Origin of the sequence: Janthinobacterium saanense (genome assembly GCF_014200675.1) — a bacterium.
Classification (GTDB): Bacteria; Pseudomonadota; Gammaproteobacteria; order Burkholderiales; family Burkholderiaceae_D; genus Janthinobacterium.
The window spans coordinates 42210-65813 of the sequence record NZ_JACHCI010000017.1 but is presented as its reverse complement, the minus strand read 5'-3'; the positions used below and the strand labels follow the sequence as shown (position 1 = coordinate 65813).

Here is a 23604-nt window from a genome sequence, read left to right as displayed (position 1 = left end):
GGCTTTATTTGTGTACGATGCGCCCCGGCGCCAAACGGCCGGCAGCCAGCAGCACCACGATGCAGACGGCGGAGGTGATCAGCACCAGCATGTTGGCGGCGTCATCCTGGCCCGCCTGCACCGCTTCATACACGGCCACCGACAGGGTTTGCGTCTTGCCGGGGATGCTGCCAGCTACCATCAGGGTGGCGCCAAATTCACCGAGCGCGCGCACGAAACCGAGCAGCACGCCGGCCAGGATGCCACGCCAGGCCAGCGGCAAGGTCACGCGGAAAAAGATGCCCATTTCAGAGATGCCCAGCACGCGGGCCGCCTGTTCCAGCTGCCCATCGACCGCCTCGAAGGCGGCGCGCGCCGGCTTGAACACCAGCGGAAAAGCCACCACCGTGGAAGCGATCACGGCGCCCTGCCAGGTGAAGATCAGGTTGATGCCAAAGTGTTCCTGCAGCCAGATGCCCAGGGTGCCGCGCCGGCCCAGCAGCACCAGCAGATAGTAGCCGAGCACCGTGGGCGGCATCACCATCGGCAGGGTCAGCAAGGCGTCGAGCAAGTCGCGCCCGGGAAAACGGGCGCGCGCCAGCAGATAGCCGGTACCGATGCCCAGCAATAAATTAAGCGCCGTGGCCCACGCCGCCACCTTCAGCGACAGGGCCAGCGCGGTCCAGGCGATATCCATGCAGTGCTACTTCAGTAAAAAATTATGGTTTCTTGAAACCGTATTTGGCCAGGATGGCCTGTGCTTGCGCCGTTTGCAGATAGCTGACAAAGCGCTTCGCTTCGGCCGCGTTGGCGCTGCCCTTGATGGTGGCGATAGGGTAAGTGACCGGCGTATCGAGCGGGATTTCCAGCACCACCTTGACCTTGTCTTTGACGATGGCGGCATCGGTGCCATACACAAAGCCCGCGTCGACTTCGCCGCGCGCCACATAGTCCAGTGACTGGCGCACATTTTGCGTGCTGATGGCCTTGGGCTGCACGCTGTCCCACAGGTTCACTTTTCTCAAAGCGCCTTCCGAGTAGCGGCCCACCGGCACGCTGGCCGGATTGGCAATCGCCACGCGCGTGACGCCTTTTTGCGCCAGGTCGTCCAGGCGCTTGATATCGAGCTTGCTATCGTGCGGCACGATCAGCACCAGGCTGTTGCCGACGAAATCGTGGCGGTCGGCCGCCAGCACCAGGCCCTGCTTTTGCGCCGCATCCATGGTTTCCTGGTCGGCCGAGGCAAACACGTCGACCGGCGCACCCTTGACGATTTGCTGCAGCAGCACGCCCGAGGCGGCAAAGTTCAGGGACACTTTACTGCCCGGATACTGCGCCTCGTAGCTCTGCGCGGCATCCTTGAATGCATTCGTCAGGCTGGCGGCAGCCGACACCACCACTTCACCGGCAAAAGCCGACGAGGCGGCAGTAGCAAGCAGGGCGGCACTGAGGAAGGTGGCAAGAGTGTTAAGGCGCATGGTCGTATCCCTTTTTAGATGAAGAACAGGACCGTAATATACACCGATATATAGCGTTGCTGTTGTTGCTGGAAACATCGCTGGCGCAGTGACAGTTTGCTGATATACTGTATAAAAACACAGTATATGGGCGTATCATGGAGTTGACTGACAAGCTGGAGATCCTGGCCGATGCGGCCAAATATGACGCTTCCTGCGCCAGCAGCGGCGCGCCCAAACGCGACTCCATTGGCAAGGACGGCTTTGGCGCCACCACCGGCATGGGCATCTGCCACAGCTACACGCCCGACGGCCGCTGCGTCTCGCTGCTCAAGATACTGCTGACGAATTACTGCCTGTACGATTGCCAGTACTGCGTCAACCGCCGCACCTCCAACGTGCCGCGCGCGCGTTTTACGGTGGCCGAAGTGGTGAAGCTGACCACCGATTTTTACCTGCGCAATTACATCGATGGCCTGTTTCTCAGTTCCGGCATCATCCAGTCGGCCGACTACACCATGGAGCAGCTGGTGCAGGTAGCGCGCGAGCTGCGCGAGGTACACCAGTTCCGCGGCTATATCCACCTCAAGACCATACCGGACGCCGACCCGGCCCTGATCGCCCAGGCGGGCCGCTATGCCGACCGGCTCAGCGTCAATATCGAGCTGCCCACGCAAGACAGCGTGCAAAAACTGGCGCCTGAAAAGAGCGTCCATACCATCAAGCTGGCGATGGGTTCCATCCGCCGCAAGCTCGATGAAAAAGCCGCAGAACCGAAGTCGCCACGCTTCGCACCGGCCGGCCAGAGCACGCAAATGATCGTCGGGGCCGACGCCAGCGACGACCAGAAAATCCTGTCCACCGCTGAAACGCTGTACAGCAGCTACAAGCTCAAACGCGTGTATTACTCAGCCTTCAGCCCCATCCCGGACAGCCCGAAAAGCGTGCCCCTGGCGCCACCGCCCATGCTGCGCGAACATCGGCTGTATCAAGCCGATTTCCTGCTGCGCAGCTATGGATTCCAGGCCAGCGAACTGCTGCCGGCAGAAGGCGGCAACCTGGCGCTGGACATCGATCCCAAGCTGGCCTGGGCACTGGCGCACCGCGAACATTTCCCGCTGGACCTGAACCGCGCCGCACCGCATATGATCGCCCGCGTGCCCGGCATCGGCTTGCGCAATGCACAGCGCATCGTCGACCTGCGACGCTTGCGCCAGGTGCGTTATGCCGACCTGTCGCGGCTACGCTGCAGCATGAAAAAAATCGCCCCCTTCATCATCACGGCCGATTATTTTCCCTCGCGCGATAGCTGCCCCTCCGACCAGCTGCGGCGCGCCATGGCGGACGCGCCGCAACAGATGAATCTGTGGCCAGAACTGCAGGCAGCGTGAAGAATATGGTCGTGCGCCGGGTGCAATCGTTTGAGGAGTGGCGCGTGGCGGTGCGCGGCCTGATTGCCAGCGGCGTGCCGCCGGCATCGGTGCAATGGCAGTCGCCGGCAAATGATGGCGACCTGTTTTCAGGCGCGGTGGACGAGGTGAGTGATGATGCGCCAGCTTATGCAACAAATTATGCACCCGCCTTGCGCCTGCCGCGCCAGCTGGTCGAACTGCTAGAATGCGCTGCCTGCTATAGCGCCGCCGACCGCTGGGCTTTTCTCTACCAGGTACTGTGGCGCTGGCAGCGTGGCGAACACGCTGTGATTTCGCCCGCCGACGCCGATGGTGCGCGCCTGCACGGCATGGTCAAGGCTGTCCGCCGCGAAGAGCACGATATGCATGCCTACGTGCGTTTCAGGGAGCGTACAGACACCGGTGCGAATGATCATGCGCCGCGCTTTGTGGCCTGGTTCGAACCCACTCACGAAGTGCTGCCGCAAGTGGCTCGCCACTTCGCACGTCGCATGGGCAGCATCAGCTGGATGATCGCCACGCCGACGGCCACCATGATGTGGGATGGCGCCACCCTGCACGCCGGCCCCGCGCTGCTCAAGGGCGCAGCCGATATCGATGATCACGGCGAAGCGCTGTGGCTGACCTACTACCGCAGCATCTTCAACCCCGCACGCGTGAATGCCGGCCTGCTGCGCAGCCATATCCCTTCGCGCTTCTGGAAAAACCTGCCGGAAGGCGCCATCGTGCCCGCCATGATCACGGGCGCCGCCAATGGCGAACGGCGTACCGGACAAACGGCCACCGTTGGGCAGCGCAGCGGCGCGGCCACCATCCCGATCCGCCACGAACGGGCATTGCCCCAGCGCGACACCTTGACCACGCTGCAGCAATGCCGCCGCTGCACACTCTGGCAACACGCCACGCAAGCCGTGCCCGGCAGCGGACCACAGCCAGCGCGCATCATGCTGCTCGGCGAACAGCCAGGCGACCAGGAAGACCTGGCAGGACTGCCCTTCGTCGGCCCGGCCGGCGCCGTGCTGGAGCAGGCCATGGCAGAGGCCAAGCTGTCACGCAACAGCGTCTACCTCACCAACGCCGTCAAACACTTCAAGTGGGAACCACGCGGCAAGCGCCGCCTGCACAAAACCCCCGCCCAGCGCGAAATCGCCGCCTGCCATGCGTGGCTGGAAGAAGAGTTGGAACGCGTGCAGCCTGAAGTCATCGTCGCACTGGGCAGCACCGCCTTGAAGTCATTACTGCAAGACAGCACAGCCACCCTGCAGTCCATACTGAGTGCACCGTTCCAGCATCAGGGCCGCTGGATAGTCGCCGTATACCACCCGTCGTATGTCTTGCGGGCGCCGGATGAAACGGGCCGGCGGGAGGCTTATGCGGTGATGGTTGAGGGGTTGCGGCAGGCGATAAAGCTGCTTGAAGATGGGCAGCACAATCGGGTTTCATAGACAAAAAAATACCGCGCAGGGCGCGGTATTCCTTACATCGATCTGAACGATGTACTCAAGCCGTCGTCACCGGCGCCTCTTGCCCCTCAGTCCGCTGCGCATAGCGCTGCGCGATGACGGCGCAGATCATCAGCTGGATCTGGTGGAACAGCATCAACGGCAGGATCACCATGCCCAGTTCACGGGCGGAAAACAGTACTTTGGCCATCGGCACGCCGCTGGCCAGGCTTTTCTTGGAGCCGCAAAAGACGATGGTGATTTCGTCTTCCTTGGAAAAGCCCAGGCGGCGGCTGACGAAAGTGCCGATGCCCAAGACCAGCGCCAGCAACAGCAAATTGACCAGCGCCAGCGCCACCAAAGTTTCCACCGACAGGGTATGCCACAGGCCTTCGCCAACGGCTTCGCTGAAGGCGGTGTAGACCACCAGCAAGATGGAGCCCTGGTCGACGTATTTCAGCACGGCCTTGTTGCGGTCGACCCAGCGGCCTATCCAGCGGCGCAGGAATTGGCCGGCCAGGAAAGGCAGCAGCAATTGCATGACGATAGACAAGACGGCGTCCAGCGACGATTTGCTGGCCGCGCCTTTGGCCACCAGCAAGCCCACCAGGATGGGGGCGAGAAAGATACCGATAAAATTGGAAGCCGAGGCGCTGCAGATGGCGGCCGGCACATTGCCGCGCGCCATGGCGGTCATCGCGATCGACGATTGCACGGTGGATGGCAATGCGCACAGGAACAGGATGCCCACGTACAGCTCAGGCGTGAGGAAGGTCAGCGCCAGCGGACGCAGCGCCAGGCCCAGCAAGGGGAACATGACAAAGGTGCTGGCCAGCACCAGCAGGTGCAAGCGCCAGTGCATGACGCCCGCCATGACGGCTTCCTTGGACAGCTTGGCGCCGTGCAGGAAGAACAGGGCGCCGATGGCGACGGTGGTGATGTTGCCGAAGACCACGGCCGTCGTGCCGGTGCAGGGCAGGAAGCTGGCCAGCGCCACGGTACACAGCAGGGCAATGGTGAAATTATCGGGTTTCAGCTTGCGCAACAGCGCCAGGGGAGAGGAAGAGGACATGCGATAGCCTGTTAGCGGCACAGCCTTGCAACGCTGTGCCAGGGATGACAAAAGCGCCAGAAATGGCGCCATTGCTGACTATTTTACGCTGGTTGCCCGGCTCCCTGCGTGACGGTTTGGTCACGATGCCCCTAAGGTTAAAGTCTGCGGGCAAAAAAAATGCCCTGTCCGCAGACAGGGCGACCCGGAGTAACAGCACGAACGGTGATTAGCCGGCGGCTTTGACTTTCAGTTCGTTCTTGATTTCTTTGACGCCGCTCACGGAAGCGACGATCTGGACCACGCGGTCACCGGCTTCGGCGCTCGGCACGTCGCCCGACAGCACGACCACGCCTTGCTTGGTCGCTACATTAACTGGCAGGGCAGCGGCTTGAGCGTCGGCGCTCAGGGCGGCTTTGGCCGAGGAAGTGATGGTTTCATCAGGCACGGCGGCAGCGGCGTTGGCAGCGACAACGGTGTCGGCGGCAGGTGCCGCTGGTGCTTTCGGTGCGGAGTCAGCTGCATGCGTAGCGGTAATCGAAGCACCCGACAGCAGGGCGGCGGCAACCAGAGTATTGAACAGTTTCGATGTTTGCATGGTAGTTCCTCTCAATATGAAGTTAAAGCAACACTTTGAAGCGTCACATCTACCCATACAGCAAAGGCCGTGCCAGCTTTTAAAAACCCTTATAAATCAATGACTTGGCATAAATACCGATTTTTTCAGCCTGGCATGGCCCGAAAAATCCGGCTTTTTGTCGCCTGGCAGCGACAGCTTATGGTAAGCCTATCAATGTTTCATGCCAAGCCCTTGAATTTAAACAGTTTATTCTTGTCGCTAATCAGCGACAGGCTCGCCGTCGCCCCTGAACAAGGCTGGCGTCAGCTCGTATTTCTGCAGCAAACGGTAGAACTCCGTGCGGTTGCGGTCGGCCAGGCGGGCGGCGTCGGCCACGTTGCCATCGGTCAATCGCAGCAATTGCACCAGGTAGTCGCGCTCGAAGCGCTGCTTGGCTTCGTTATAGCTGAGCGCTTCCAGCGAGGGCACGCGCAAGGCGCGCTGCACCAGGGTCAAGGGCACCAGCGGCGCCGTCGCCAGCGCACACACTTGCTCGACGACATTGAATAGCTGGCGCACATTGCCGGGCCAGGGCGCGCCCACCAGCGCCGTCAAGGCGTCGGGCGCGAAACCATTCAAGGGCTTTTGATACTTGGCAGCCACTTTTTGCAGGAAGTGATTGGCCAGCAAGGCGATATCTTCGCGGCGCTCGGCCAGCGGCGGCAAGACCAGGGTCACCACGTTCAGGCGGTAATACAAGTCTTCGCGGAATTGCCCTTCAGCCATGGCGACATCGAGGTCGCGGTGGGTGGCCGACAGCAGCCGCACATCGACCGGCTGCGTGCGGTCGGCGCCGACCGGGCGCACGGCCCGCTCTTGCAGCACGCGCAGCAATTTGACTTGCAGCGGAAGCGGCATGTCGCCGATCTCGTCCAGGAACAAAGTGCCGCCATCGGCGGCCTGGAACAAGCCTTCGCGGTTGGCCACCGCACCCGTGAATGATCCTTTCACGTGGCCAAACAATTCCGACTCCAGCAATTGCTCGGGGATCGCACCACAGTTGACAGCGATAAACGGCGCCTTGGCGCGGCGGCTGGCGTTGTGCAAGGCGCGCGCCAGCAATTCCTTGCCGGTGCCGCTGGCGCCACGTATCAGGATGCTGGCGTCTGAGCCGGCCACCAGCCGCGCCTCGGCCAGCAATTCGGCCATCGGCGCGCTGCGGCTGATCAGCTCGGCGCGCCAGCTTTCATCGCTGGAGGCCGGCGTGGGCATGACGGTGGACAGGTTGACGGCGTAGGCCACCTTTTCCATCAGCAACTTGCCATCGAACGGTTTCGTCAGGTAAGCAAACGCACCGCGCGCGGTGGCGTCGACGGCGTCGGGGATGGTGCCGTGGGCGGTTAGCAAGATGACGGGCAGGGCAGAGTGCTGGCGGCGGATATCGTCGAACAGCGCCAGGCCGTCGCGGCCAGGCAATTGCACGTCGGTAATGACCAGCGCCGGCAATTCCACGGCCAGCCGGGCCAGCGCCGCTTCCGCGCTGCCCACGGCCGTGACGCGGTAATTGCCCGCCTTCAAGCGTATCGTCAGCAGGCGCAGCAGGTCGGGATCATCGTCCACTAACAGGATGTGGGCTTGATTCGTGTGAGCTTGATCCGTCATTTCGGCGCTCCTGCGGCGGGGCGCACAGACAGGCTGCGCTCGATATTTTTCAAGCCTTCGAGTTTTTCATTGAGCTGGTCATTGCGGCGCTGGGCGTCGCGCACCTGGCCATTGAGTTTCTCGATGGCTTCATCCTGGCGCCGCGTTTCTGCATAATGGGCGGACAGCAATTGCGCCAGCGGCGCCAGTGCAGGCTGGTCCGTGCTTTGAGCTATCGGCTCGAGCAATGCCTGCGCGCGTGCCAAGTCGCCCGTGCCGTGCACGGTGGCGGCCAGCATGGCGCGGCGCAGATTGTTTTTGGCGGACGCATCCTGCGCAGCCATATCCTGCTGGGCCTTGGCCAGCTCGGACGGCGTCATCAAACGCACGCTGGCATGGTAGGCCAGCAATTCGGCCAGGCTGGGGTCGGGCACCAGAATCACGCGCGGCGGCGTCTGCACCAGTACGGGCGTCTGTTTCGCGGGCGTGGCGGCGCAGGCGGCCAGCAGCATGGCGCACAGTACAAGGCCGGCGCGGGAAGTTAGGGAATTCATCATAAGGGCAGTTCTATCCGAAAATGGGCGCCGGCCGGGCGCGGTAAAAGAGCGACGCTGCCTTCGTGGGCGGCAATATATTCGCGCACGATGGACAGGCCGATGCCATTGCCATTGCGCGCGCTGGCGGCCTGGCGCACTCCCTGGTAAAACGGTTCAAAAATACGCTGCACGTCTTCGGGCGCCACGCCGCTGCCCTCGTCGATGCAATCGATGCTGGCGCGCCTGCCGTCGCTCGCCAAGCTGAAATGCACGGTACCGCCTTCCGGGCTGAAGCGCACGGCGTTCGACAGGATATTGGCCAGGGCCGTGGCCAGCTTGTCGCGGTCCGCCTGCACCATCAAAGGCTCGCCCTGCACCTCCACCGTCAGGCGGCGCGCCTGCCATTGCAGCCGCTGCTCGGCCACCACGGCATGCAGCAGTGCCAGCAAATCGACCTTGCTGCAAGCCAGGCGCTGGGCGTCAAACGCGGCGGTATTGTAGCGCAGCAAGTCTTCGATCTGGTTTTGCAAGGAGGCCGTATTCTGCTGCAGGATGCCGGCGATTTCGCGCTGGCCATCGCTGAGCTTACCCGCCACTTCATCTTCCAGCAAGGCCACGCCTTCGCGCAGCGCGGCCAGCGGCGTTTTCAATTCATGCGAGATATGGCGCAGGAAACGTTCCTTGTCGGCATCCAAGTCGTGCAAGCGCTGGCGCAGCCAGTCGAGCTGCTGGCCCAGGCGGCGCGTATCGGCAGGACCGCCCACCACGATGGGTTGCTCATAGCGTTTGTCGCCCAGCCGTTCGATGGCCGTTTCGATGCGGCGCAGCGGCCGCGACAGCAGGAAGCCAAAGCAGGTGGCCAGCACGGCGGCCAGCAGCACGGCGCCGATCACCAGCGCACCCAGCAAGCGGCGCTGGCGTTCCAGTTCCACCAGCAGCGCATCGTTGCGGCTGCCGATTTCCGTCTTGCTGTCGCGCGCCAGGCTGTCATTGATTTGCGCCATGCGGGCAAACGCGCGATACACCACGGCGTGGCCATCGCGCTTGCGTCGCTTGCCAGCCTGCAACACTTGCCAGGCGGCTTCTGCCTGCGCCGTCCACTCGTCCGCCAGTTGCTGGGCGAAACCGGGGGTGGCGCGGTTCAATACTTGCAGCGAGGCCGCCGCTTCTAGGCGCGCGCTGGCATAACGGTCGCGGAAAACAGGATCGTCCAGCACCAGGAACTGGCGCGCGCTGCGCTCCATGGCCAGGGTGCGCTCGGACAAGCGCTGCGACTGCTCCGTCAGGGTGATCGCCTGCGCCGCCGTTTCGCGGCCCAGCCGCGCCAGGTGTTCCAGGGTGAGCAAAGCTTGCACGGAGGTGGCCGTCAAAATGCCTGCCGTCAGGATGAAGGCGGCAAATAGCAATTGGCGAAAGGAAAGTCTGGACACGCTGCGACCTTGTTCGGCGATGGGAAAAAGCGCATGGTACGCTAAGCGCGCGATGCAAGACGCCGCCTATCTTGATGCAATCAAAATAATAACGTTGTTGGATTGCACCTCAGCAGGAATCAAGTCAGGGTGGGGCAGCGCGGGCGGCGAATAGTCCTAGTACAATAGGGAAAAACTTCATACAGGCATCAAAGTGGCAGGCCAGTACTGGCTTTTCGCCGCTTTGTCCCCAACTATGATGCACGCCACCGAATTCCCGAATCACCTACCGCAGAGATCCCACACCGCATGAGCACATTTGAAAAAGTCAGCAGTAACTTCATTCCAGTCTTGCAGGCAACCATCGAGCAATACGTCGAGCCCGCATCGGGCATGCGCCATATCCATATGCATACCGAGCAGGCTGAGATGGTGTTCCTGGTGGCTTTTCCCACGGTGCCCGAGGTCAGCGATGGCCGCGCCCACATCCTGGAACACCTGGCCCTGTGCGGTTCGGCCCGCTATCCGGTGCGCGACCCGTTTTTCTCGATGCTGCGCCGTTCGACGGCCACCTTCATGAATGCGATGACCTATCCGGACCGCACCGTGTACCCGTTCGCCAGCACCGACCGCAAGGATTTCTTCAACCTGCTCGATGTGTACCTCGATGCGGCCTTCTTCCCGAATCTGGATTACCTCAATTTCCGCCAGGAAGGCTGGCGCCATGCATTTGAAGGCGACAAGCTGGTGTACCAGGGCATCGTTTTCAATGAAATGAAGGGTGCTTTCAACAGCCCCATGCGCGCACTCGACAGCGGCATCGCCAGCACCTTGCTCAAAGGCACGACGTATGAAGTGGAGTCGGGCGGCGATCCGCTGGATATCCCGGAATTGACGCATGCAATGCTGAAAGAATTCCACGCCAGCCACTATCACCCTTCGCAAGCCGTGATCATGACGGCCGGCAATATCGAAGCGTCGGCGGTGCAAGAGCAGGTGGCCGAGCGCGTGCTATCGAAACTCAGCGGCTTCAGCCCGCGCCGTTTGCCGCAGCTGGCGCCAGCGTGGACCGCACCGCAGGAAAACACCGTCAAAATTCCTTCGCAGGAAGCGCGCGACGATGAATTCGGCCTGCAGTTTGCCTGGCTGATGGGCGAATCGTCCGAGCCGCTGGCGTTTTACCACGCCCATCTGCTGTCGGCAGGCTTGCTCGGCGAATCGTCGGCGCCCGTCATGCGCGCCATGGAATCGGCTGGTTACGGCCGTCCATCGGACATGAATGGCCGCGACGCCGGCACGCGCCAGATGGTGTTCCACATCGGCATGGAAGGCTTGACGCAGGAACAGATCGCCGACGCCCACACCCGCATCTGGAGCGCGCTGGAAGAAACGGCCAAAGAGGGTATTCCGGCTGCCGTGCTGCACGCCGCCTTGCGCGACATCAAATACAGCCAGCGCGAAATCAGCAGCGGCCGCATGCCTTACGGCCTGGGCCGTTTGCTGCACGCCTTGCCGCTGGCCATGTATGGCGGCGACGTCATGCACGCCTTCGACAATGCGGCTATTTTGGAAACGCTGGAAAAACAAGTCGAGGACCCGGAATTCTTCAAGCAACTGGTACGCGAGCTGATCGCCAACCCGACCCGCTTGACCACCCGCGTGGTGCCCGATAGCGCCTTCTTCACCGACCGCGCCGCCCAGGAAGACGCCAAGCTGGCCGCCCTGCAAGCGAGCCTGACCGATGCCCAGCGCGAACACATCGTGGCCGAATCGGCCGCGCTGGAAGCGCACCAGCAATTGCCGTCGAATTCGGAAGTGCTGCCGCGCATTCGCCCTGGCGACGTCAGCGCGCATCCGCGCCCGGCCCTGCCGATTCCTGCCGCCGTGAATGGCGCGGTGGCGTTTTCCATCGCTTCGAACGGCATCAGCTACGCCAATGTGCTGTACGACGTGTCGCACTTGCCGGAAGCGGCCTGGCCATGGCTGCGTTTGTACACGGACCTGGCGCCGGAACTGGGCGTGGGCGAGCTGTCGTTCGACGACGCCAGCGCCTGGCGCCAGAGCATGGTGCCGTCGTTCCACATCGGCCTGGAAGCCATCCCGCGCCCGCAGCAAGCGATGCGCGTGGAATTGTCGTTCTCGGCCAGTGGCTTGCGTGAAGAACACGCGGCGATTGCCGCCGTGCTGTCGGCCTGGATCGCCAAGCCGCGCTTCGATGAAGAAGAGCGTCTGGCTTTCCTGATCGAAAGCCTGGTGCAGGATAAATTGGGCAGCCTGGCGGAATCGGGTGGCCGCTACGCCATGCTGGCCGCTGCCGCGCCGCTGTCGGCCATGCGCCGTTTCGACGACATCGTCAGTGGCCCGTCCGCCTTGCCGTTCTACCGCCGTTTGCAGCAATTGAGCAAGACCTCGGCAGGCTTGCAGGAAATCGCGCGCGAACTCGATAGCCTGCACGCACAGATCATTGCGCAAGTACCGACCGTGCTGTGCGCCGGCCTGGAACAGGATGGCCAGACCCTGGCCGGCCTGCTCGATTTGCCAGTGCCATCGGCAAGCGCTGCAGTCGCGGCGACCGCAAGCGAAGCCCCTGCATTGCCATTGGCCAATGCCGCCCTGCACGCTACCAGCCAGATCAACCATTGCTACGTGGCCTGGCCCGTGCCTGGCGTGCACAGCCCGGACGCGGCAGCGCTGGCCGTCGCGGCCGAGCTGATGACGAACCAGGTGCTGCATACGGCCCTGCGCGAAAAAGGCGGCGCCTATGGCGGCAGCGCCAGCTATGCGGCTGGCGCCGGCACCTTCACCTTGAGCTCCTACCGCGATCCGCGCCTGGCCGGCACCTATGCCGACTTCGGCACCACGCTGGAACAAATCCTCGATGGCGACTTCTCGCAAGAGCAGGTGGAAGAGGCGATCATCTGCGTGATCAAGGGACTCGACAAACCGCATTCGCCATACGCAGAAGCACTGACGGCGTGGAATATGCTGCAGCGGGGCACGACGGAAGCGGTGCGCCAGCAATTCCGTAGCGGCGTACTGAACTGCACCCTGGCGCAGATCAAGGCCGTCACGCGTACCTGGCTGACAGATGGCAAAGCTAGCCGCGCCGCGTTTGCGGGCAATACGACGCAAGACCTGGCAGGCCTGGAAGTGGTCGACCTGCTGGCCCTGGCCTCCTAAACGGGCAACTGCGCCAGCGCGTCGCCCAGGGCGTCATAGACGATCCGAAAGCGGCGCGCCAGCGGGCCGCGCTGGGGACGGTAGATATAGATGTCCCACGGCGTTGCCTCGGCCTCGCGCATCACGGCCACCAGGCGGCCGGCCGCCATGTGTTCGCGGGCCAGAAAGTCTGGCACCTGGCCATACGCCAGGCCCGCCAGCACGGCGGATAATTCCGCCTCGGCGTCATTGCACATGAAGCGCGCGCCTTCCGGGTACACGCGCTGGCCATCGGCAAACATCCAGGGCCAGGCGCGGCCGGTGCTGCGGTCATACATGGCAGTGGTCGGCAAGCGGTGCAAATCGTCAAAACTGACGGGCTCGCCATGCTGCACGATGCACTCAGGCGTCGCCACCACGAACAGCTGCGTCCTGGCCACCTTGCGCACCACGAAACGGTTATCGCGCGGCAAGCCGATACGCACGCCGATATCGATTTTTTCATTCACCACGTCGGCCACCGCATCATCGAGGCGCAGGTCAATGGCGATCTTCGGATAACGCCTGGCCACTGCCGTCAGGGCCGGCAAGATTACCGTACGCGACAGGGCAGCGGGCGCTGTCAAGCGCACCAGTCCCGCAACTTCCTCGGCATCGTTTTCCTCATGCTCGAACACGGTATCGATCTGCTCTACGGCTGACCTTGCGCGCTCGGCCAGGGCGGCGCCAAACTCACTCAGTTGCACTTGCCGCGTATTGCGGTGAAACAGCAATTCGCCTTGCAAACGCTCCAGTTCCTGCACCGCGCGCGTGACGGCTTGCGGCGAGATGCCCAGGCGGGTCGCCGCTTCCTTGAAACTGCCCAGTGTGGCGGCAGTACAAAAAATGCGCAGCATTTCAAGTCGGTTCAACATGGGTTTCCTTCTACAGTTCCATATTTTGGAATTCTCTAAGCATATCATTTCCATTGTTTGGCAGCGCATCCGCCCCGATACTGGTTTTATCGGCAGCAAGGGGCTGCCCACACAAGGAAACCATCATGTCACAAGCTATCGCAGGAAAAGTCGTCGTTATCACCGGTGCCAGCAGCGGTCTGGGCGCCGCCACCGCACGCCATCTGGGCGCACTGGGCGCCTCCGTGGTGCTGGGCGCGCGCCGCACCGAACAACTCAACAGCATCGCCGCCGACATCACGGCCGCTGGCGGCAAGGCGGCCGTGGTGCAAACCGACGTCACCATCGCTGCCGACGTGCAGCGCCTGGTCGACACGGCAATTGCCACCTTCGGCAAGATCGATGTGCTGATCAATAACGCAGGCCTGATGGCCATCGCTCCGCTCGACGCGCTGAAAGTGGATGAATGGGAACGCATGATCGACATCAACATCAAAGGCGTGCTGTACGGCATCGCCGCCGCCTTGCCGCATTTCCGCGCCCAAGGCAGCGGCCACTTCATCAACGTGTCGTCGGTAGCCGGCCATAAAGTCATCAGCCCGGGCGGCACCGTCTACAGCGGCACCAAGTTTGCCGTCAGCGCCATCTCGGAAGGCTTGCGCCATGAAGTGGGCGGCGCCATCCGCACCACCGTCATTTCGCCAGGCGCGGTGGATACGGAATTGCAGTCGGGCAGCAGCCACGCACAAAGCGCGGCCCACCTGAAAGAGTTTTACAAGATCGCCATCCCGGCCGAGACCGTGGCGCGCGCCGTGGCCTATGCCATCGAACAGCCGGACGGCGTGGACCTCAATGAAATCGTGCTGCGCCCGACCTTGCAGGATTTTTAAGCGATCAGGTTCGCCTGCAAGGATTCGGCGATCAGGCCCGCCAGCCGGTCGACGGGCGGCCTGGCCGTCGAGGCGCCATGCAGCAATTCCAGCGATAGCGCGGGCAGGGCGGGCAAGCCGGCCGCCTGCGCATCGAGCGCGCGCACCGAGGCCGGCAAGCCATAACAGGTGCGCACCGTCACACCCAGCCCGGCAGCAGCGGCCGCCCACAAGCCGGCCAGGCTGGGACTGGTAAACGCCGTGCGCCAAACGATGCCGGCCCGGTCCAGCGCCTGCGTGGCGCAGCGCTGGAACAGGCACTCGCGGTCAAAGGTAATCAGCGGCAAAGGTTGACCCGACTCGGGCTGCCACGCCAGGCTGGCTGAGGCGATCCAGCGCATGGCGGGCGCGGCCAGGGTCTGGCGCTGGGTGGTGGGCCAGGCCAGGGTATCGGGCAGGGCGGCTCCACCCCACAAGAGGGCCAGGTCCAGCTGGCCTGTGGATAAACGTTCCAGCAAGGCGGTGTTGCGCGCCACGTGCGCTTCGATGCGCACTTTCGGATGGGCGCGGGCAAACCGCCCCAGCACATCGGGCAGCAGCACTTCGCCAAAATCCTCCTGCAAACCCAGCTTGACCCAGCCTTCCAGTTCCACGCCGTGCAAGGCCACGAACGCTTCATCGTTCAGCTCGACCATGCGGCGCGCATACGACAGCAAGACTGCGCCGCCATCGGTCAGCGCCAGCCCCCGTCCATCCTTCCGAAACAGGGGCAGGCCCGCCTGCTCTTCGAGCTTTTTCAGCTGTGCGCTGACGGCCGAGGTGGAACGGCCCACCTTGTCGGCCGCGCGCGCGTAACTGCCCAGGTCCACGCCAGCCACATAGCTGCGCAAAAAGGCGATATCGAAATTCATCTGTGTGCTCCTCTTCAATCATCCTGTTTTTCAGGACGATAGCTTCAATACTTTCTGATATTCAGAACGATCGTACTGCGCAACACTGTGCAGGTCAATCACCACCTGCCACCATCATGTCCACCTCTTGCACGCCTGTTTCCCTTCCCCTTGAAAGCCCGATGCGGGGTGCCGGCCACCGTTGGAAGGTGCTAGGTGTCGGCGTGGCCGCCAATGCCAGCTTTTCCGCCGCCGCCGCCGGCTTGCCCACCACCGCCATCTGGCTGCGCAGCGGCTATCAGCTGAGCAATGCCGAACTGGGGATGGCGCTGGGCGCCATGGGCCTGGGCGTGGCTTTATCGGAATTGCCATGGGGCATGGCGACCGACCGCTGGGGCGACCGGCCCGTGCTGCTGTGGGGGCTGCTGGGGACGATGTTGTCCCTGCTGACGCTATTGCTGTGGATAACACCGGCGGCTGGCGCCGTGCCACCCCTGTCATCGCTGGTGGCGGGCCTGGCGCTGGTCGGTGTGCTGGGCGGCAGCGTGAACGGTTCCAGCGGGCGCGCCGTGATGCGCTGGTTCGGCGCCGGCGAACGCGGTTTCGCCATGAGCATACGCCAGACCGCCGTGCCGCTCGGTGGCGGCCTGGGCGCATTGATCCTGCCTACTTTGGCGGCCCGTCATGGCTTTGCGATGGTGTTTGGCGCGCTGGCGCTCGCATGCGCCCTCTCGGCCGCGTTCGCCTGGAGATGGATGCATGAGCCAGATTTTTCTGTCGAGGCCGCCAAGGGGCCGCAAAACGCGTCTACGGGGCTGTTAGCGGTACAAGAGGCGCCGCCATTGCGCAATGGCCGCATCTGGCACATGGTGGGCGCCATCGCGCTGCTGTGCGTGCCGCAATCGGCCATCCTCAGCTACGCCACCATTTTTTTGCACGACCAGGGCAAACTGGGCCTGGCCGCCGTCACCACGGCCATGGTGTCGCTGCAGGCGGGCGCCATGGTGATGCGCATCTGGAGCGGACGTCATACGGACCGCCACGCCAACCGTCCCGCCTACCTGCGCGGCTGCGTGCTGGTGGCAAGCGCGGCATTCCTGCTATTGGGTATCGTCGCCTGGATCGATGGCCCGGGCTGGCTGCTGATGGCGGCCATCGTGCTGGCCGGCGTCGCCGTCTCCTCCTGGCATGGCGTCGGCTACACGGAACTGGCGACCGTAGCCGGCAGCAACCATGCCGGCACCGCACTGGGCATGGCCAACACGGCCGTGTATATGAGCTTTTTCCTCACGCCGGTGCTGATTCCCCATTTGCTGGACCTGGCCGCCTGGTCTGGCGTGTGGTGCATTGCGGCCGTGGTGGCGCTGGTCGCCTGGCCGCTGTTTCCGAAGCGTTAAGATGAAACTTTGATGCGATACACGCAGCGCATCGCGTCGCTCAGCAAATGCTGTTCGCGCACGACGCTGCCCGCCGGTCCCACCACTTCCTGGAATAGCTGCAATTCGGAGCGGCAAAATCCCTGGCAGGTGCGGGCGGCGGCGCAGATCGGGCAATGGTCTTCGATCAGCAGCCAGTCGTCGCCATCGGCTTCCACTCGGGCCATATACCCCTCTTCATCGCGTATCGCCGCCAGTTGCTGCAAGCGGGTCGGCAAATCCGGCGCCGCACACGCCTGCGCATACGCGGCGCGGCTTTCCTCTTCGCGCTGGCCGATCAATTTATCGAGGCCGGCCTCGCCAAACAATTCACGTACGGAGCCGATCAGCTTGATCGTCAGCTGCGCATGCGTGTCGGGAAAACGCGCATTGCCCGCCTCGGTCAAGATCCAGTTCTGGCGTGGCCGGCCAGCACCCGTTTGCGGCTCTTGCCGCCCCTCGATCAAGCCTGCCGCCACCAGCTTTTGCACTTGCTGGCGCGCCGCCTCGCCGGTCATTTCCAGCGTCTTCGCCAGGGCCGCCGTAGAGACGGGCCCCTTGGTCTTGATGAAATACAGGATGCGCTCCGTCGTTTGCGGAGTCTCGGCATTATCCAAACGTTTACTTGTGTAATTCATTTCGCTCAACTATCATGGGCCTAGTTAACCAACTAATTGCTTGCATAATAGGCCGGTAGCTCCCCGCTGTCGAGGAATTTCCACGCCTGCACGCTGGCAAGACCTTCTTTTTGACGGGGAAACCATGCAATTGCAGTACTCCATCTGGCTGTTTCACGCCATCCTGGCTTGCGGCCTGGCGGCCTGGCTGAGCTTGGCCGCCATCAACAATCTGCACGCTTTCCATGGCTCTGTCTGGGCCATCGGCAACACCATGCGCATGGACCCGCTGCGGCAAGACCCGACCCTGCAAAGCCCGCTGCTGCGCCGCGCACTCACTTCGCTGGCTCTGCACCGCCTGGCCCTGGTCGTGGTGCTGGTGCTGCAACTGGCGGCCAGCATCGCCGCCTGCACCGGCGTGATCTTCTTTTTCGCTGGCGGCCTGCCCGCTGCGCTGCCCTGGCTGAACCTGGCCCTGTGCGCCATGGCGGCCTTTTTGCTGCTGATGCATCTGGGCGGGTTGTGGTTCGCCTACTGGATCGCGCAGGAAGGCTTGCAGACGACGCATCTGGTGCTGCTGCTGTGGACCATGGCGCTGTTCGCCGTATTTAACTTTTTTTCCTGAGAGACATCCCCCATGAATACGAAAATCGCCGGCGCTTCCGCGCTGCTCATCACACTCGCCGTCGCCGGCGTCAGCCTGTATCCGCGCGCCGCATCGCATGCAGCCGACGCAGCGGCCAACCCGGCCACCAAGGTGGCGCTGGTGCCCGTCGTCAGTGGCACACAAGAGCGCTTTTTCAATGGCGTGGGCGAACTCGAAGCGGTCCGCCAGGTGCAGGTCGCGGCCGAGACGGGCGGCAGGGTGACCCACATCGCCTTTGAATCGGGACAAAAAGTCGCCGCCGGCGCCGTGCTGGTGCAGCTCAACGATGCCCCCGAACAGGCGGCGCTGCTGCGCCTGCGCGCGCAGCTGAAAAACGCGGAAAGCAGCTATGCCCGCACGCGCCAGCTGCTGGCCGACAAGGTCGCGACGCAAGAGCAGCTCGATGCGGCCCTGGCCACGCGCGATGCGGCCCTGGGCGAGGTGCGCCAGACGGTAGCGCTGATCGCGCAAAAGAGCATCCGCGCGCCGTTCGCCGGCCAGCTGGGCATACGCCGCGTGCATGCGGGCCAGTACCTGAACCCGGCCGACGCCATCGCCAGCCTGATCGACACCCAGTCGCTGCTGGTCAATTTCGCGCTCGATGAACAGAGCAGCGCCGCGCTGGCGCCGGGGCAGGCCGTGCAAGTGCTGGTGGACGCCTATCCCGGGCGCGTCTTCACGGCGAAAATCAAGGCCATCGACCCGCTGATCGCCCGCTCGCGCATGGTGCAGGTGCAAGCGGCACTGGACAATCCAGCCGGCGCACTGAAGGCCGGCATGTACGCCAGTGTGCGGGTCGCGCGCGAGCAGGAAAAGACCACGCAGTTGACGGTGCCTGAAACCGCCGTCACCTACAGCGCGTATGGCGATACCGTGTTCGTCGCACAGCAGGATGCCAAGCAGGGGCTGATCGTCAAGCGCGTGGCCGTCACCCTGGGTGAGCGGGCGGACGGCAAGGTGGTGATCGCCAAGGGACTGCAGGCAGGCCAGCGCGTGGTCGCCTCGGGCCAGTTGCGCCTGGCCGACGGCATGGCCGTGCAGGCAGTGCCCAATACCCTGGACCAGGCGCAGCAAACTCAGGCTGCGGCTCCGACCCACGCCGGCAGCTAAGAGGACACGACAATGAAATTTACCGATCTGTTCGTGCGCCGCCCCGTGCTGGCGCTGGTGATCAGCGCCCTGATTTTGATGCTGGGCCTGTTCGCCATCAAGCAATTGCCGATCCGCGAATATCCGCTGCTGGAATCGTCCACCATCACCATCTCCACCACCTATCCTGGCGCCTCGGCGGAACTGATGCAGGGTTTTGTGACGCAGCCGATTGCACAAGCCGTATCGTCGGTGGAAGGCATCGATTACCTGACCTCATCGTCGGTACAGGGCAGCAGCAATGTCACCGTGCGCATGGAGCTGAACCGCGATTCCACGCAGGCACTGACCGAAGTCATGGCCAAGGTCAACCAGATACGCTACAAGCTGCCGGAAGGCGCGTTCGATCCTGTCATCGAGCGCTCGGCAGGCGATACCTCGGCCGTTGCCTATGTGGGTTTTGCCAGCGACAGCGTGCCAGCCGCGCAGCTGACCGACTACCTGGCGCGCGTGGTGCAGCCGATGTTTTCCACCATCGACGGGGTGGCAAAAATTACTGTCTTTGGCGGCCAGCAGCTGGCCATGCGTTTGTGGATAGATCCGGCCAGACTGGCTGCGCGCGGCTTGACGGCGTCCGACGTGGCCGACGCCGTGCGGCGCAATAACTACCAGGCGGCGCCCGGCAAAATCAAAGGGCAATTCGTCGTCTCCAATATCAGCATCAATACCGATCTTGTCAGCGTGGCCGAATTTCGCGACATGGTGATACGCAAGGGCAGCGAAAAAGACAGCGCCTCGCTGGTGCGCCTGAAAGATGTCGGCACCGTGGAACTGGGCGCCGCTGCGCAGGAAACCAGCGCCACCATGGATGGCGTGCCGGCCGTGCATCTGGGCTTGTCAGCCACGCCGGGCGGCAATCCGCTGGTGATCGTGGCGGCCATCAAAAAGCTGCTGCCCGAAATCAAAAAGACCTTGCCGCCTGGCGTGAAAGTCGAACTGGCCTTCGAGACGGCGCGCTTTATCAACGCGTCCATCAGCGAGGTGGTGCACACCCTGCTGGAGGCGCTGGTGATCGTCGTCATCGTCATCTATCTGTGCATGGGTTCCTTGCGCTCGGTGCTGATCCCCGTCGTGACGATACCGCTGTCCATGCTCGGTGCGGCAGCGCTGATGCTGGCCTTCGGTTTCAGCATCAATTTGCTGACCTTGCTGGCGGTGGTGCTGGCCGTGGGCCTGGTGGTCGACGACGCCATCGTGGTGGTGGAAAACGTGCACCGCCATATCGAAGACGGCAAGACGCCGGTGGCCGCCGCCCTGATCGGCGCGCGCGAAGTGGCCGGCCCCGTGATCGCCATGACCATCACCCTGGCCGCCGTGTATGCGCCGATCGGCATGATGGGCGGCTTGACGGGCGCGCTGTTCAAGGAATTCGCGCTGACCCTGGCCGGCGCCGTGGTGGTGTCGGGCGTGGTGGCGCTGACACTGTCGCCCGTGATGAGTTCCTTCCTGCTGCAATCGAAGCAAACGGAAGGCCGCATGGCGCGCGCCGCCGAACACTTTTTTGCCGGCCTCACCAGCCGCTATGCACGCTTGCTGGACCGCTCGCTGCAGCATCGCTGGATCAGTGGCGGCTTTGCCCTGCTGGTGATGGCCAGCCTGCCCTTCCTGTACCTGATGCCGCAGCGTGAACTGGCGCCGGTGGAAGACAAGGCCAGCGTGCAGACGGCCATCAAGGCGCCACAGCACGCCAACCTCGATTACGTAGAGCGCTTCTCGAAAAAACTCGATGAAGTCTACCAGCGCTCGCCCGAAACCGAATCGCGCTGGATCATCAACGGCATCGATGGTCCGGCCAACAGCTTTGGCGGCATCAATTTGTCGTCGTGGGAAAAACGCAAGCGCAATGCCGACGCCGTGCAGGCGCAATTGCAGGAAGCCGTGGGCGACGTGGAGGGCATGAGCATCTTCGCCTTCCAGGATGCGCCCCTGCCGGGATCGAGCGGCGGCTTGCCGGTGCAAATGGTCTTGCGCAGCGCGCAGGACTACGCCACCCTGTTCCGCACCATGGAAGACGTCAAGCAGCGCGCACGTGACAGCGGCCTGTTCGCCGTGGTCGACAGCGACCTCGATTACAACAACCCCGTGGTGCAGGTCCGCGTGGACCGCTCAAAAGCCGCCAGCCTGGGCCTGAGCATGCAGGACATAGGCGAATCGCTGGCCGTGCTGGTGGGTGAAAATTATCTGAACCGTTTCGGCATGGATGGCCGCGCCTATGACGTGATCGCGCAAAGTCCGCGTGAACAGCGCTTGACGCCGCAGGCGCTGGCGCAGCAGTACGTACGCAGCGACGATGGCAGCCTGCTGCCGCTCGCTAGCGTGGTATCGATCACGGAAAAGACGGAACCGAACCAGCTGACCCAGTTCAACCAGCAAAACTCGGCCACCTTCCAGGGCGTGCCTGCACTGGGCGTGACCCTGGGCGACGCCGTGGCCTTCCTCGATGGCGTGGCAAAGACGCTGCCGGCCGGCTTCAGCTACGACTGGCAATCCGATGCGCGCCAGTTCGCCACCGAAGGCAATGCGCTGCTGATGGCCTTCGTGGCCGCCGTGGTGGTGATCTACCTGGTGCTGGCGGCCCAGTATGAAAGCCTGACTGACCCTTTGATCATCCTGATCACGGTGCCGCTGTCGATTTGCGGCGCGCTGATACCGCTGGCGCTGGGCTACGCCACCGTCAATATCTACACGCAGATCGGCCTGGTGACCCTGATCGGATTGATCAGCAAGCACGGTATCCTGATGGTGGAATTTGCCAATGAATTGCAGGTGAATGAACAGCTGGACCGCGTGAGCGCGATCCGCAAGGCAGCGCAAATCCGTTTGCGTCCCATCCTCATGACGACGGCCGCCATGGTGGTCGGCCTGGTGCCGCTGCTGTTCGCTAGCGGCGCCGGCGCCAACAGCCGTTTCGGCCTGGGCGTGGTGATCGTCTCGGGCATGCTGATCGGGACTTTCTTCACCCTCTTCGTACTGCCTACCGTGTACTCCTTCGTGGCCCGCAGCCATGCAAAAGACCAGAACACGCCGCGCACCCAGGATTTATCGCAAGCGCTGGCGCAAGCCGAAGCGCAGTAAAGGAACACCATGAAAAATTACCGTTACTTTTTATCCGGTTTTACCTCTTGCCTTCCCGTGCTGCTGGCCGGCTGCGCCGTTACGCCCGCCTATGTCACGCCAGTCACGCCGGCCATTACGCTGGCCAGCCCCCAGCAAACGCAATTTTCAGCTGTCGCCAAAACAGATAACTGGTGGACGTTTTTTGACGACCCGCGCCTGTCGCAACTGATCGCCAGCGCGCTTGAACACAACCGCGATATCGCGCAGGCACAAGCCAATCTGCTGGCCGCGCGCGCCGTCTTCGATGAACGCCGGCTCGATGCACTGCCCACCGTCACAGCGCAGGCGGGCTGGCAGCGCACGGTGCAGCAAGATAGCCCGGACAGCCGCGCTGCCAGCAGCAGCACGCGCCTCGGTTTCGATGCGCAATGGGAGCTCGACCTGTTCGGCCGCCTGGCCCATGTCACGCGCTCGGCACAGGCGCAGGCCGACGCCGCGCAGGCGGATCTGCGGCAACTGCAACTGACGATTGCGGCCGATGTTGCGCGCAATTATTACGAGGCGCTGGGCCACCAGCAAAACCTGGCCCTGACGCAGGCGCAGGTGCAAAGCTGGCGCGATACCGTGGCACTGATCGATGCGCGCATCCGTGCCGGCAGCGGCTTGCCGGAAGAGCGGCAAAATGCGCTGGCCAACCTGACGCGCAGCGAGGCCGCACTGCCGCCGCTGCAAGCGCTGCTGCGCCAAACGCAGTACCGCCTCGATGTGCTGAGCGGCCAGGCGCCGGGCGCGATTGCGCTGGCAACGACAGCGTATGAACAGGCGCCGCTGGCGGGCCAGCTACCCTTGGGTGACGTGAATCAGCTGATCAAAAACCGGCCCGACGTGGTGCGCGCCGAACGCTTGCTGGCCGCTTCCAGCGAAGATGTGGGCGCGGCCAAGGCGGAGCTGTATCCAAGGGTCAGCCTCGGTGGATTTTTAGGCTTTTTTGCACTGCGCGGCAGCAGCGTGTTTGACGGCGGTGCGCGCGCATTCGAACTTGCGCCAACCGTCAATTACCCCACCTTCCGCCTGGGCAGCGCACGGGCCAGGGTGCGCGGCACGCAAGCGCTGGCGCAAGGAGCGCTGGCGCGCTATGAACAAGCGATTTTATTGGCCCAGGAAGACCTGGAAAACGCGGTCACGCAGCTGGTGGAAAATCAATCGCGCCTGGCCTCGCTGCTGCAATCGGCGCGCCACGGCAGCGCGGCGCTGGACATCGCCAGCACGCGCTACCAGGGCGGCGCCGGCAGCTACCAGGCGGTACTGGAAAACCAGCGCGCCTTGTACGATATACGCCGCGATGCGCTGCAGGCGGAAACGGCTTCGTATGTCGATGCGATTGCCCTGTACAAGGCGCTGGGATGGGGGCAAACTATGTAGT

Annotated in this window: 19 protein-coding genes; 9 read left to right on the top strand and 10 right to left on the bottom strand. The window is 63.2% G+C overall.

Annotated features, from left to right (window positions below):
* Positions 1 to 4: 4 nt before the first annotated feature.
* On the bottom strand, positions 5 to 676 hold the full coding sequence (modB, locus tag HDE72_RS20600; protein ID WP_183682262.1) for a molybdate ABC transporter permease subunit: 672 nt from the start codon (positions 674 to 676) through the stop codon (positions 5 to 7).
* 22 nt (positions 677 to 698) lie between these two features.
* Positions 699 to 1457 carry a molybdate ABC transporter substrate-binding protein gene (gene modA / locus HDE72_RS20595; RefSeq protein WP_183744808.1) on the bottom strand — a complete coding sequence of 253 codons (759 nt, stop codon included), beginning with the start codon at positions 1455 to 1457 and terminating at the stop codon, positions 699 to 701.
* 137 nt (positions 1458 to 1594) lie between these two features.
* Here modA and HDE72_RS20590 point away from each other — a divergent pair, with 137 nt between their 5' ends.
* The gene (locus tag HDE72_RS20590; protein WP_183744805.1) at positions 1595 to 2827 is read left to right on the top strand and encodes a putative DNA modification/repair radical SAM protein; all 1233 of its coding nucleotides are present in this window, start codon (positions 1595 to 1597) and stop codon (positions 2825 to 2827) included.
* A gap of 5 nt (positions 2828 to 2832) precedes the next feature.
* The gene (locus HDE72_RS20585; RefSeq protein WP_183745043.1) at positions 2833 to 4293 is read left to right on the top strand and encodes a UdgX family uracil-DNA binding protein; all 1461 of its coding nucleotides are present in this window, start codon (positions 2833 to 2835) and stop codon (positions 4291 to 4293) included.
* A gap of 55 nt (positions 4294 to 4348) precedes the next feature.
* Here HDE72_RS20585 and HDE72_RS20580 read toward each other — a convergent pair whose 3' ends face one another.
* The 5 genes from HDE72_RS20580 to HDE72_RS20560 form a co-directional block, all read right to left on the bottom strand.
* Positions 4349 to 5362, bottom strand: coding sequence for a bile acid:sodium symporter family protein (locus HDE72_RS20580; protein ID WP_183682254.1), 1014 nt, complete (start codon positions 5360 to 5362; stop codon positions 4349 to 4351).
* A 208-nt stretch (positions 5363 to 5570) separates the two neighbouring features.
* Complete coding sequence (locus tag HDE72_RS20575) at positions 5571 to 5939, bottom strand: BON domain-containing protein (protein WP_183744803.1); 369 nt, start codon at positions 5937 to 5939, stop codon at positions 5571 to 5573.
* A 240-nt stretch (positions 5940 to 6179) separates the two neighbouring features.
* Positions 6180 to 7562: a sigma 54-interacting transcriptional regulator gene (locus HDE72_RS20570; RefSeq protein ID WP_183744800.1), complete on the bottom strand. Its 1383-nt coding sequence runs from the start codon at positions 7560 to 7562 to the stop codon at positions 6180 to 6182.
* Positions 7559 to 8098, bottom strand: a complete 540-nt coding sequence (locus tag HDE72_RS20565) for a hypothetical protein (protein ID WP_183744797.1) — start codon at positions 8096 to 8098, stop codon at positions 7559 to 7561. The genes HDE72_RS20570 and HDE72_RS20565 overlap by 4 nt, the downstream gene beginning before the upstream one ends.
* Complete coding sequence (locus HDE72_RS20560; protein ID WP_183744794.1) at positions 8095 to 9507, bottom strand: HAMP domain-containing sensor histidine kinase; 1413 nt, start codon at positions 9505 to 9507, stop codon at positions 8095 to 8097. Before HDE72_RS20560 ends, HDE72_RS20565 begins: the two co-directional genes overlap by 4 nt.
* Positions 9508 to 9795: 288 nt before the next feature.
* On the opposite strand from HDE72_RS20560, the gene HDE72_RS20555 reads away from it, so the two are divergent.
* Complete coding sequence (locus tag HDE72_RS20555; RefSeq protein WP_183744791.1) at positions 9796 to 12666, top strand: insulinase family protein; 2871 nt, start codon at positions 9796 to 9798, stop codon at positions 12664 to 12666.
* Here the strand turns inward: HDE72_RS20555 and HDE72_RS20550 are convergent.
* The gene (locus tag HDE72_RS20550; protein WP_183744788.1) at positions 12663 to 13559 is read right to left on the bottom strand and encodes a LysR family transcriptional regulator; all 897 of its coding nucleotides are present in this window, start codon (positions 13557 to 13559) and stop codon (positions 12663 to 12665) included. The genes HDE72_RS20555 and HDE72_RS20550 overlap by 4 nt on opposite strands.
* Before the next feature lie 125 nt (positions 13560 to 13684).
* Here HDE72_RS20550 and HDE72_RS20545 point away from each other — a divergent pair, with 125 nt between their 5' ends.
* Positions 13685 to 14428, top strand: a complete 744-nt coding sequence (locus tag HDE72_RS20545) for an SDR family oxidoreductase (RefSeq protein WP_183744784.1) — start codon at positions 13685 to 13687, stop codon at positions 14426 to 14428.
* On the opposite strand, the gene HDE72_RS20540 is transcribed toward HDE72_RS20545, so the two are convergent.
* Positions 14425 to 15318: a LysR substrate-binding domain-containing protein gene (locus HDE72_RS20540; RefSeq protein WP_183744781.1), complete on the bottom strand. Its 894-nt coding sequence runs from the start codon at positions 15316 to 15318 to the stop codon at positions 14425 to 14427. The two genes, HDE72_RS20545 and HDE72_RS20540, sit on opposite strands and share 4 nt — an antisense overlap.
* A 116-nt stretch (positions 15319 to 15434) precedes the next feature.
* On the opposite strand from HDE72_RS20540, the gene HDE72_RS20535 reads away from it, so the two are divergent.
* The gene (locus HDE72_RS20535; RefSeq protein ID WP_183744778.1) at positions 15435 to 16694 is read left to right on the top strand and encodes an MFS transporter; all 1260 of its coding nucleotides are present in this window, start codon (positions 15435 to 15437) and stop codon (positions 16692 to 16694) included.
* Here the strand turns inward: HDE72_RS20535 and HDE72_RS20530 are convergent.
* Complete coding sequence (locus HDE72_RS20530) at positions 16691 to 17350, bottom strand: helix-turn-helix transcriptional regulator (protein ID WP_183744775.1); 660 nt, start codon at positions 17348 to 17350, stop codon at positions 16691 to 16693. The genes HDE72_RS20535 and HDE72_RS20530 overlap by 4 nt on opposite strands.
* Before the next feature lie 124 nt (positions 17351 to 17474).
* Between HDE72_RS20530 and HDE72_RS20525 the strand changes: the two genes are divergently transcribed.
* The 4 genes from HDE72_RS20525 to HDE72_RS20510 are packed head-to-tail and all read left to right on the top strand — an operon-like array spanning position 17475 to position 23603.
* Positions 17475 to 17954: a DUF2165 family protein gene (locus tag HDE72_RS20525; protein WP_183744772.1), complete on the top strand. Its 480-nt coding sequence runs from the start codon at positions 17475 to 17477 to the stop codon at positions 17952 to 17954.
* 12 nt (positions 17955 to 17966) lie between these two features.
* Positions 17967 to 19085 carry an efflux RND transporter periplasmic adaptor subunit gene (locus HDE72_RS20520; RefSeq protein WP_183744769.1) on the top strand — a complete coding sequence of 373 codons (1119 nt, stop codon included), beginning with the start codon at positions 17967 to 17969 and terminating at the stop codon, positions 19083 to 19085.
* A gap of 12 nt (positions 19086 to 19097) precedes the next feature.
* A complete protein-coding gene (locus tag HDE72_RS20515; RefSeq protein WP_183744766.1) occupies positions 19098 to 22199 on the top strand; it encodes a MexW/MexI family multidrug efflux RND transporter permease subunit in 3102 nt (1033 codons plus the stop codon).
* 9 nt (positions 22200 to 22208) lie between these two features.
* The gene (locus tag HDE72_RS20510; RefSeq protein WP_183744763.1) at positions 22209 to 23603 is read left to right on the top strand and encodes an efflux transporter outer membrane subunit; all 1395 of its coding nucleotides are present in this window, start codon (positions 22209 to 22211) and stop codon (positions 23601 to 23603) included.
* The last annotated feature ends 1 nt before the right edge of the window (position 23604 follow it).

What these genes read in the sequence shown, in the direction of transcription:
- modB (WP_183682262.1), bottom strand. Translation starts at nt 676, where the DNA reads ATGGATATCGCCTGGACCGCGCTGGCCCTGTCGCTGAAGGTGGCGGCG.
- modA (WP_183744808.1), bottom strand. Translation starts at nt 1,457, where the DNA reads ATGCGCCTTAACACTCTTGCCACCTTCCTCAGTGCCGCCCTGCTTGCT.
- HDE72_RS20590 (WP_183744805.1), top strand. Translation starts at nt 1,595, where the DNA reads ATGGAGTTGACTGACAAGCTGGAGATCCTGGCCGATGCGGCCAAATAT.
- HDE72_RS20585 (WP_183745043.1), top strand. Translation starts at nt 2,833, where the DNA reads ATGGTCGTGCGCCGGGTGCAATCGTTTGAGGAGTGGCGCGTGGCGGTG.
- HDE72_RS20580 (WP_183682254.1), bottom strand. Translation starts at nt 5,362, where the DNA reads ATGTCCTCTTCCTCTCCCCTGGCGCTGTTGCGCAAGCTGAAACCCGAT.
- HDE72_RS20575 (WP_183744803.1), bottom strand. Translation starts at nt 5,939, where the DNA reads ATGCAAACATCGAAACTGTTCAATACTCTGGTTGCCGCCGCCCTGCTG.
- HDE72_RS20570 (WP_183744800.1), bottom strand. Translation starts at nt 7,562, where the DNA reads ATGACGGATCAAGCTCACACGAATCAAGCCCACATCCTGTTAGTGGAC.
- HDE72_RS20565 (WP_183744797.1), bottom strand. Translation starts at nt 8,098, where the DNA reads ATGATGAATTCCCTAACTTCCCGCGCCGGCCTTGTACTGTGCGCCATG.
- HDE72_RS20555 (WP_183744791.1), top strand. Translation starts at nt 9,796, where the DNA reads ATGAGCACATTTGAAAAAGTCAGCAGTAACTTCATTCCAGTCTTGCAG.
- HDE72_RS20550 (WP_183744788.1), bottom strand. Translation starts at nt 13,559, where the DNA reads ATGTTGAACCGACTTGAAATGCTGCGCATTTTTTGTACTGCCGCCACA.
- HDE72_RS20545 (WP_183744784.1), top strand. Translation starts at nt 13,685, where the DNA reads ATGTCACAAGCTATCGCAGGAAAAGTCGTCGTTATCACCGGTGCCAGC.
- HDE72_RS20540 (WP_183744781.1), bottom strand. Translation starts at nt 15,318, where the DNA reads ATGAATTTCGATATCGCCTTTTTGCGCAGCTATGTGGCTGGCGTGGAC.
- HDE72_RS20535 (WP_183744778.1), top strand. Translation starts at nt 15,435, where the DNA reads ATGTCCACCTCTTGCACGCCTGTTTCCCTTCCCCTTGAAAGCCCGATG.
- HDE72_RS20530 (WP_183744775.1), bottom strand. Translation starts at nt 17,350, where the DNA reads ATGAATTACACAAGTAAACGTTTGGATAATGCCGAGACTCCGCAAACG.
- HDE72_RS20525 (WP_183744772.1), top strand. Translation starts at nt 17,475, where the DNA reads ATGCAATTGCAGTACTCCATCTGGCTGTTTCACGCCATCCTGGCTTGC.
- HDE72_RS20520 (WP_183744769.1), top strand. Translation starts at nt 17,967, where the DNA reads ATGAATACGAAAATCGCCGGCGCTTCCGCGCTGCTCATCACACTCGCC.
- HDE72_RS20515 (WP_183744766.1), top strand. Translation starts at nt 19,098, where the DNA reads ATGAAATTTACCGATCTGTTCGTGCGCCGCCCCGTGCTGGCGCTGGTG.
- HDE72_RS20510 (WP_183744763.1), top strand. Translation starts at nt 22,209, where the DNA reads ATGAAAAATTACCGTTACTTTTTATCCGGTTTTACCTCTTGCCTTCCC.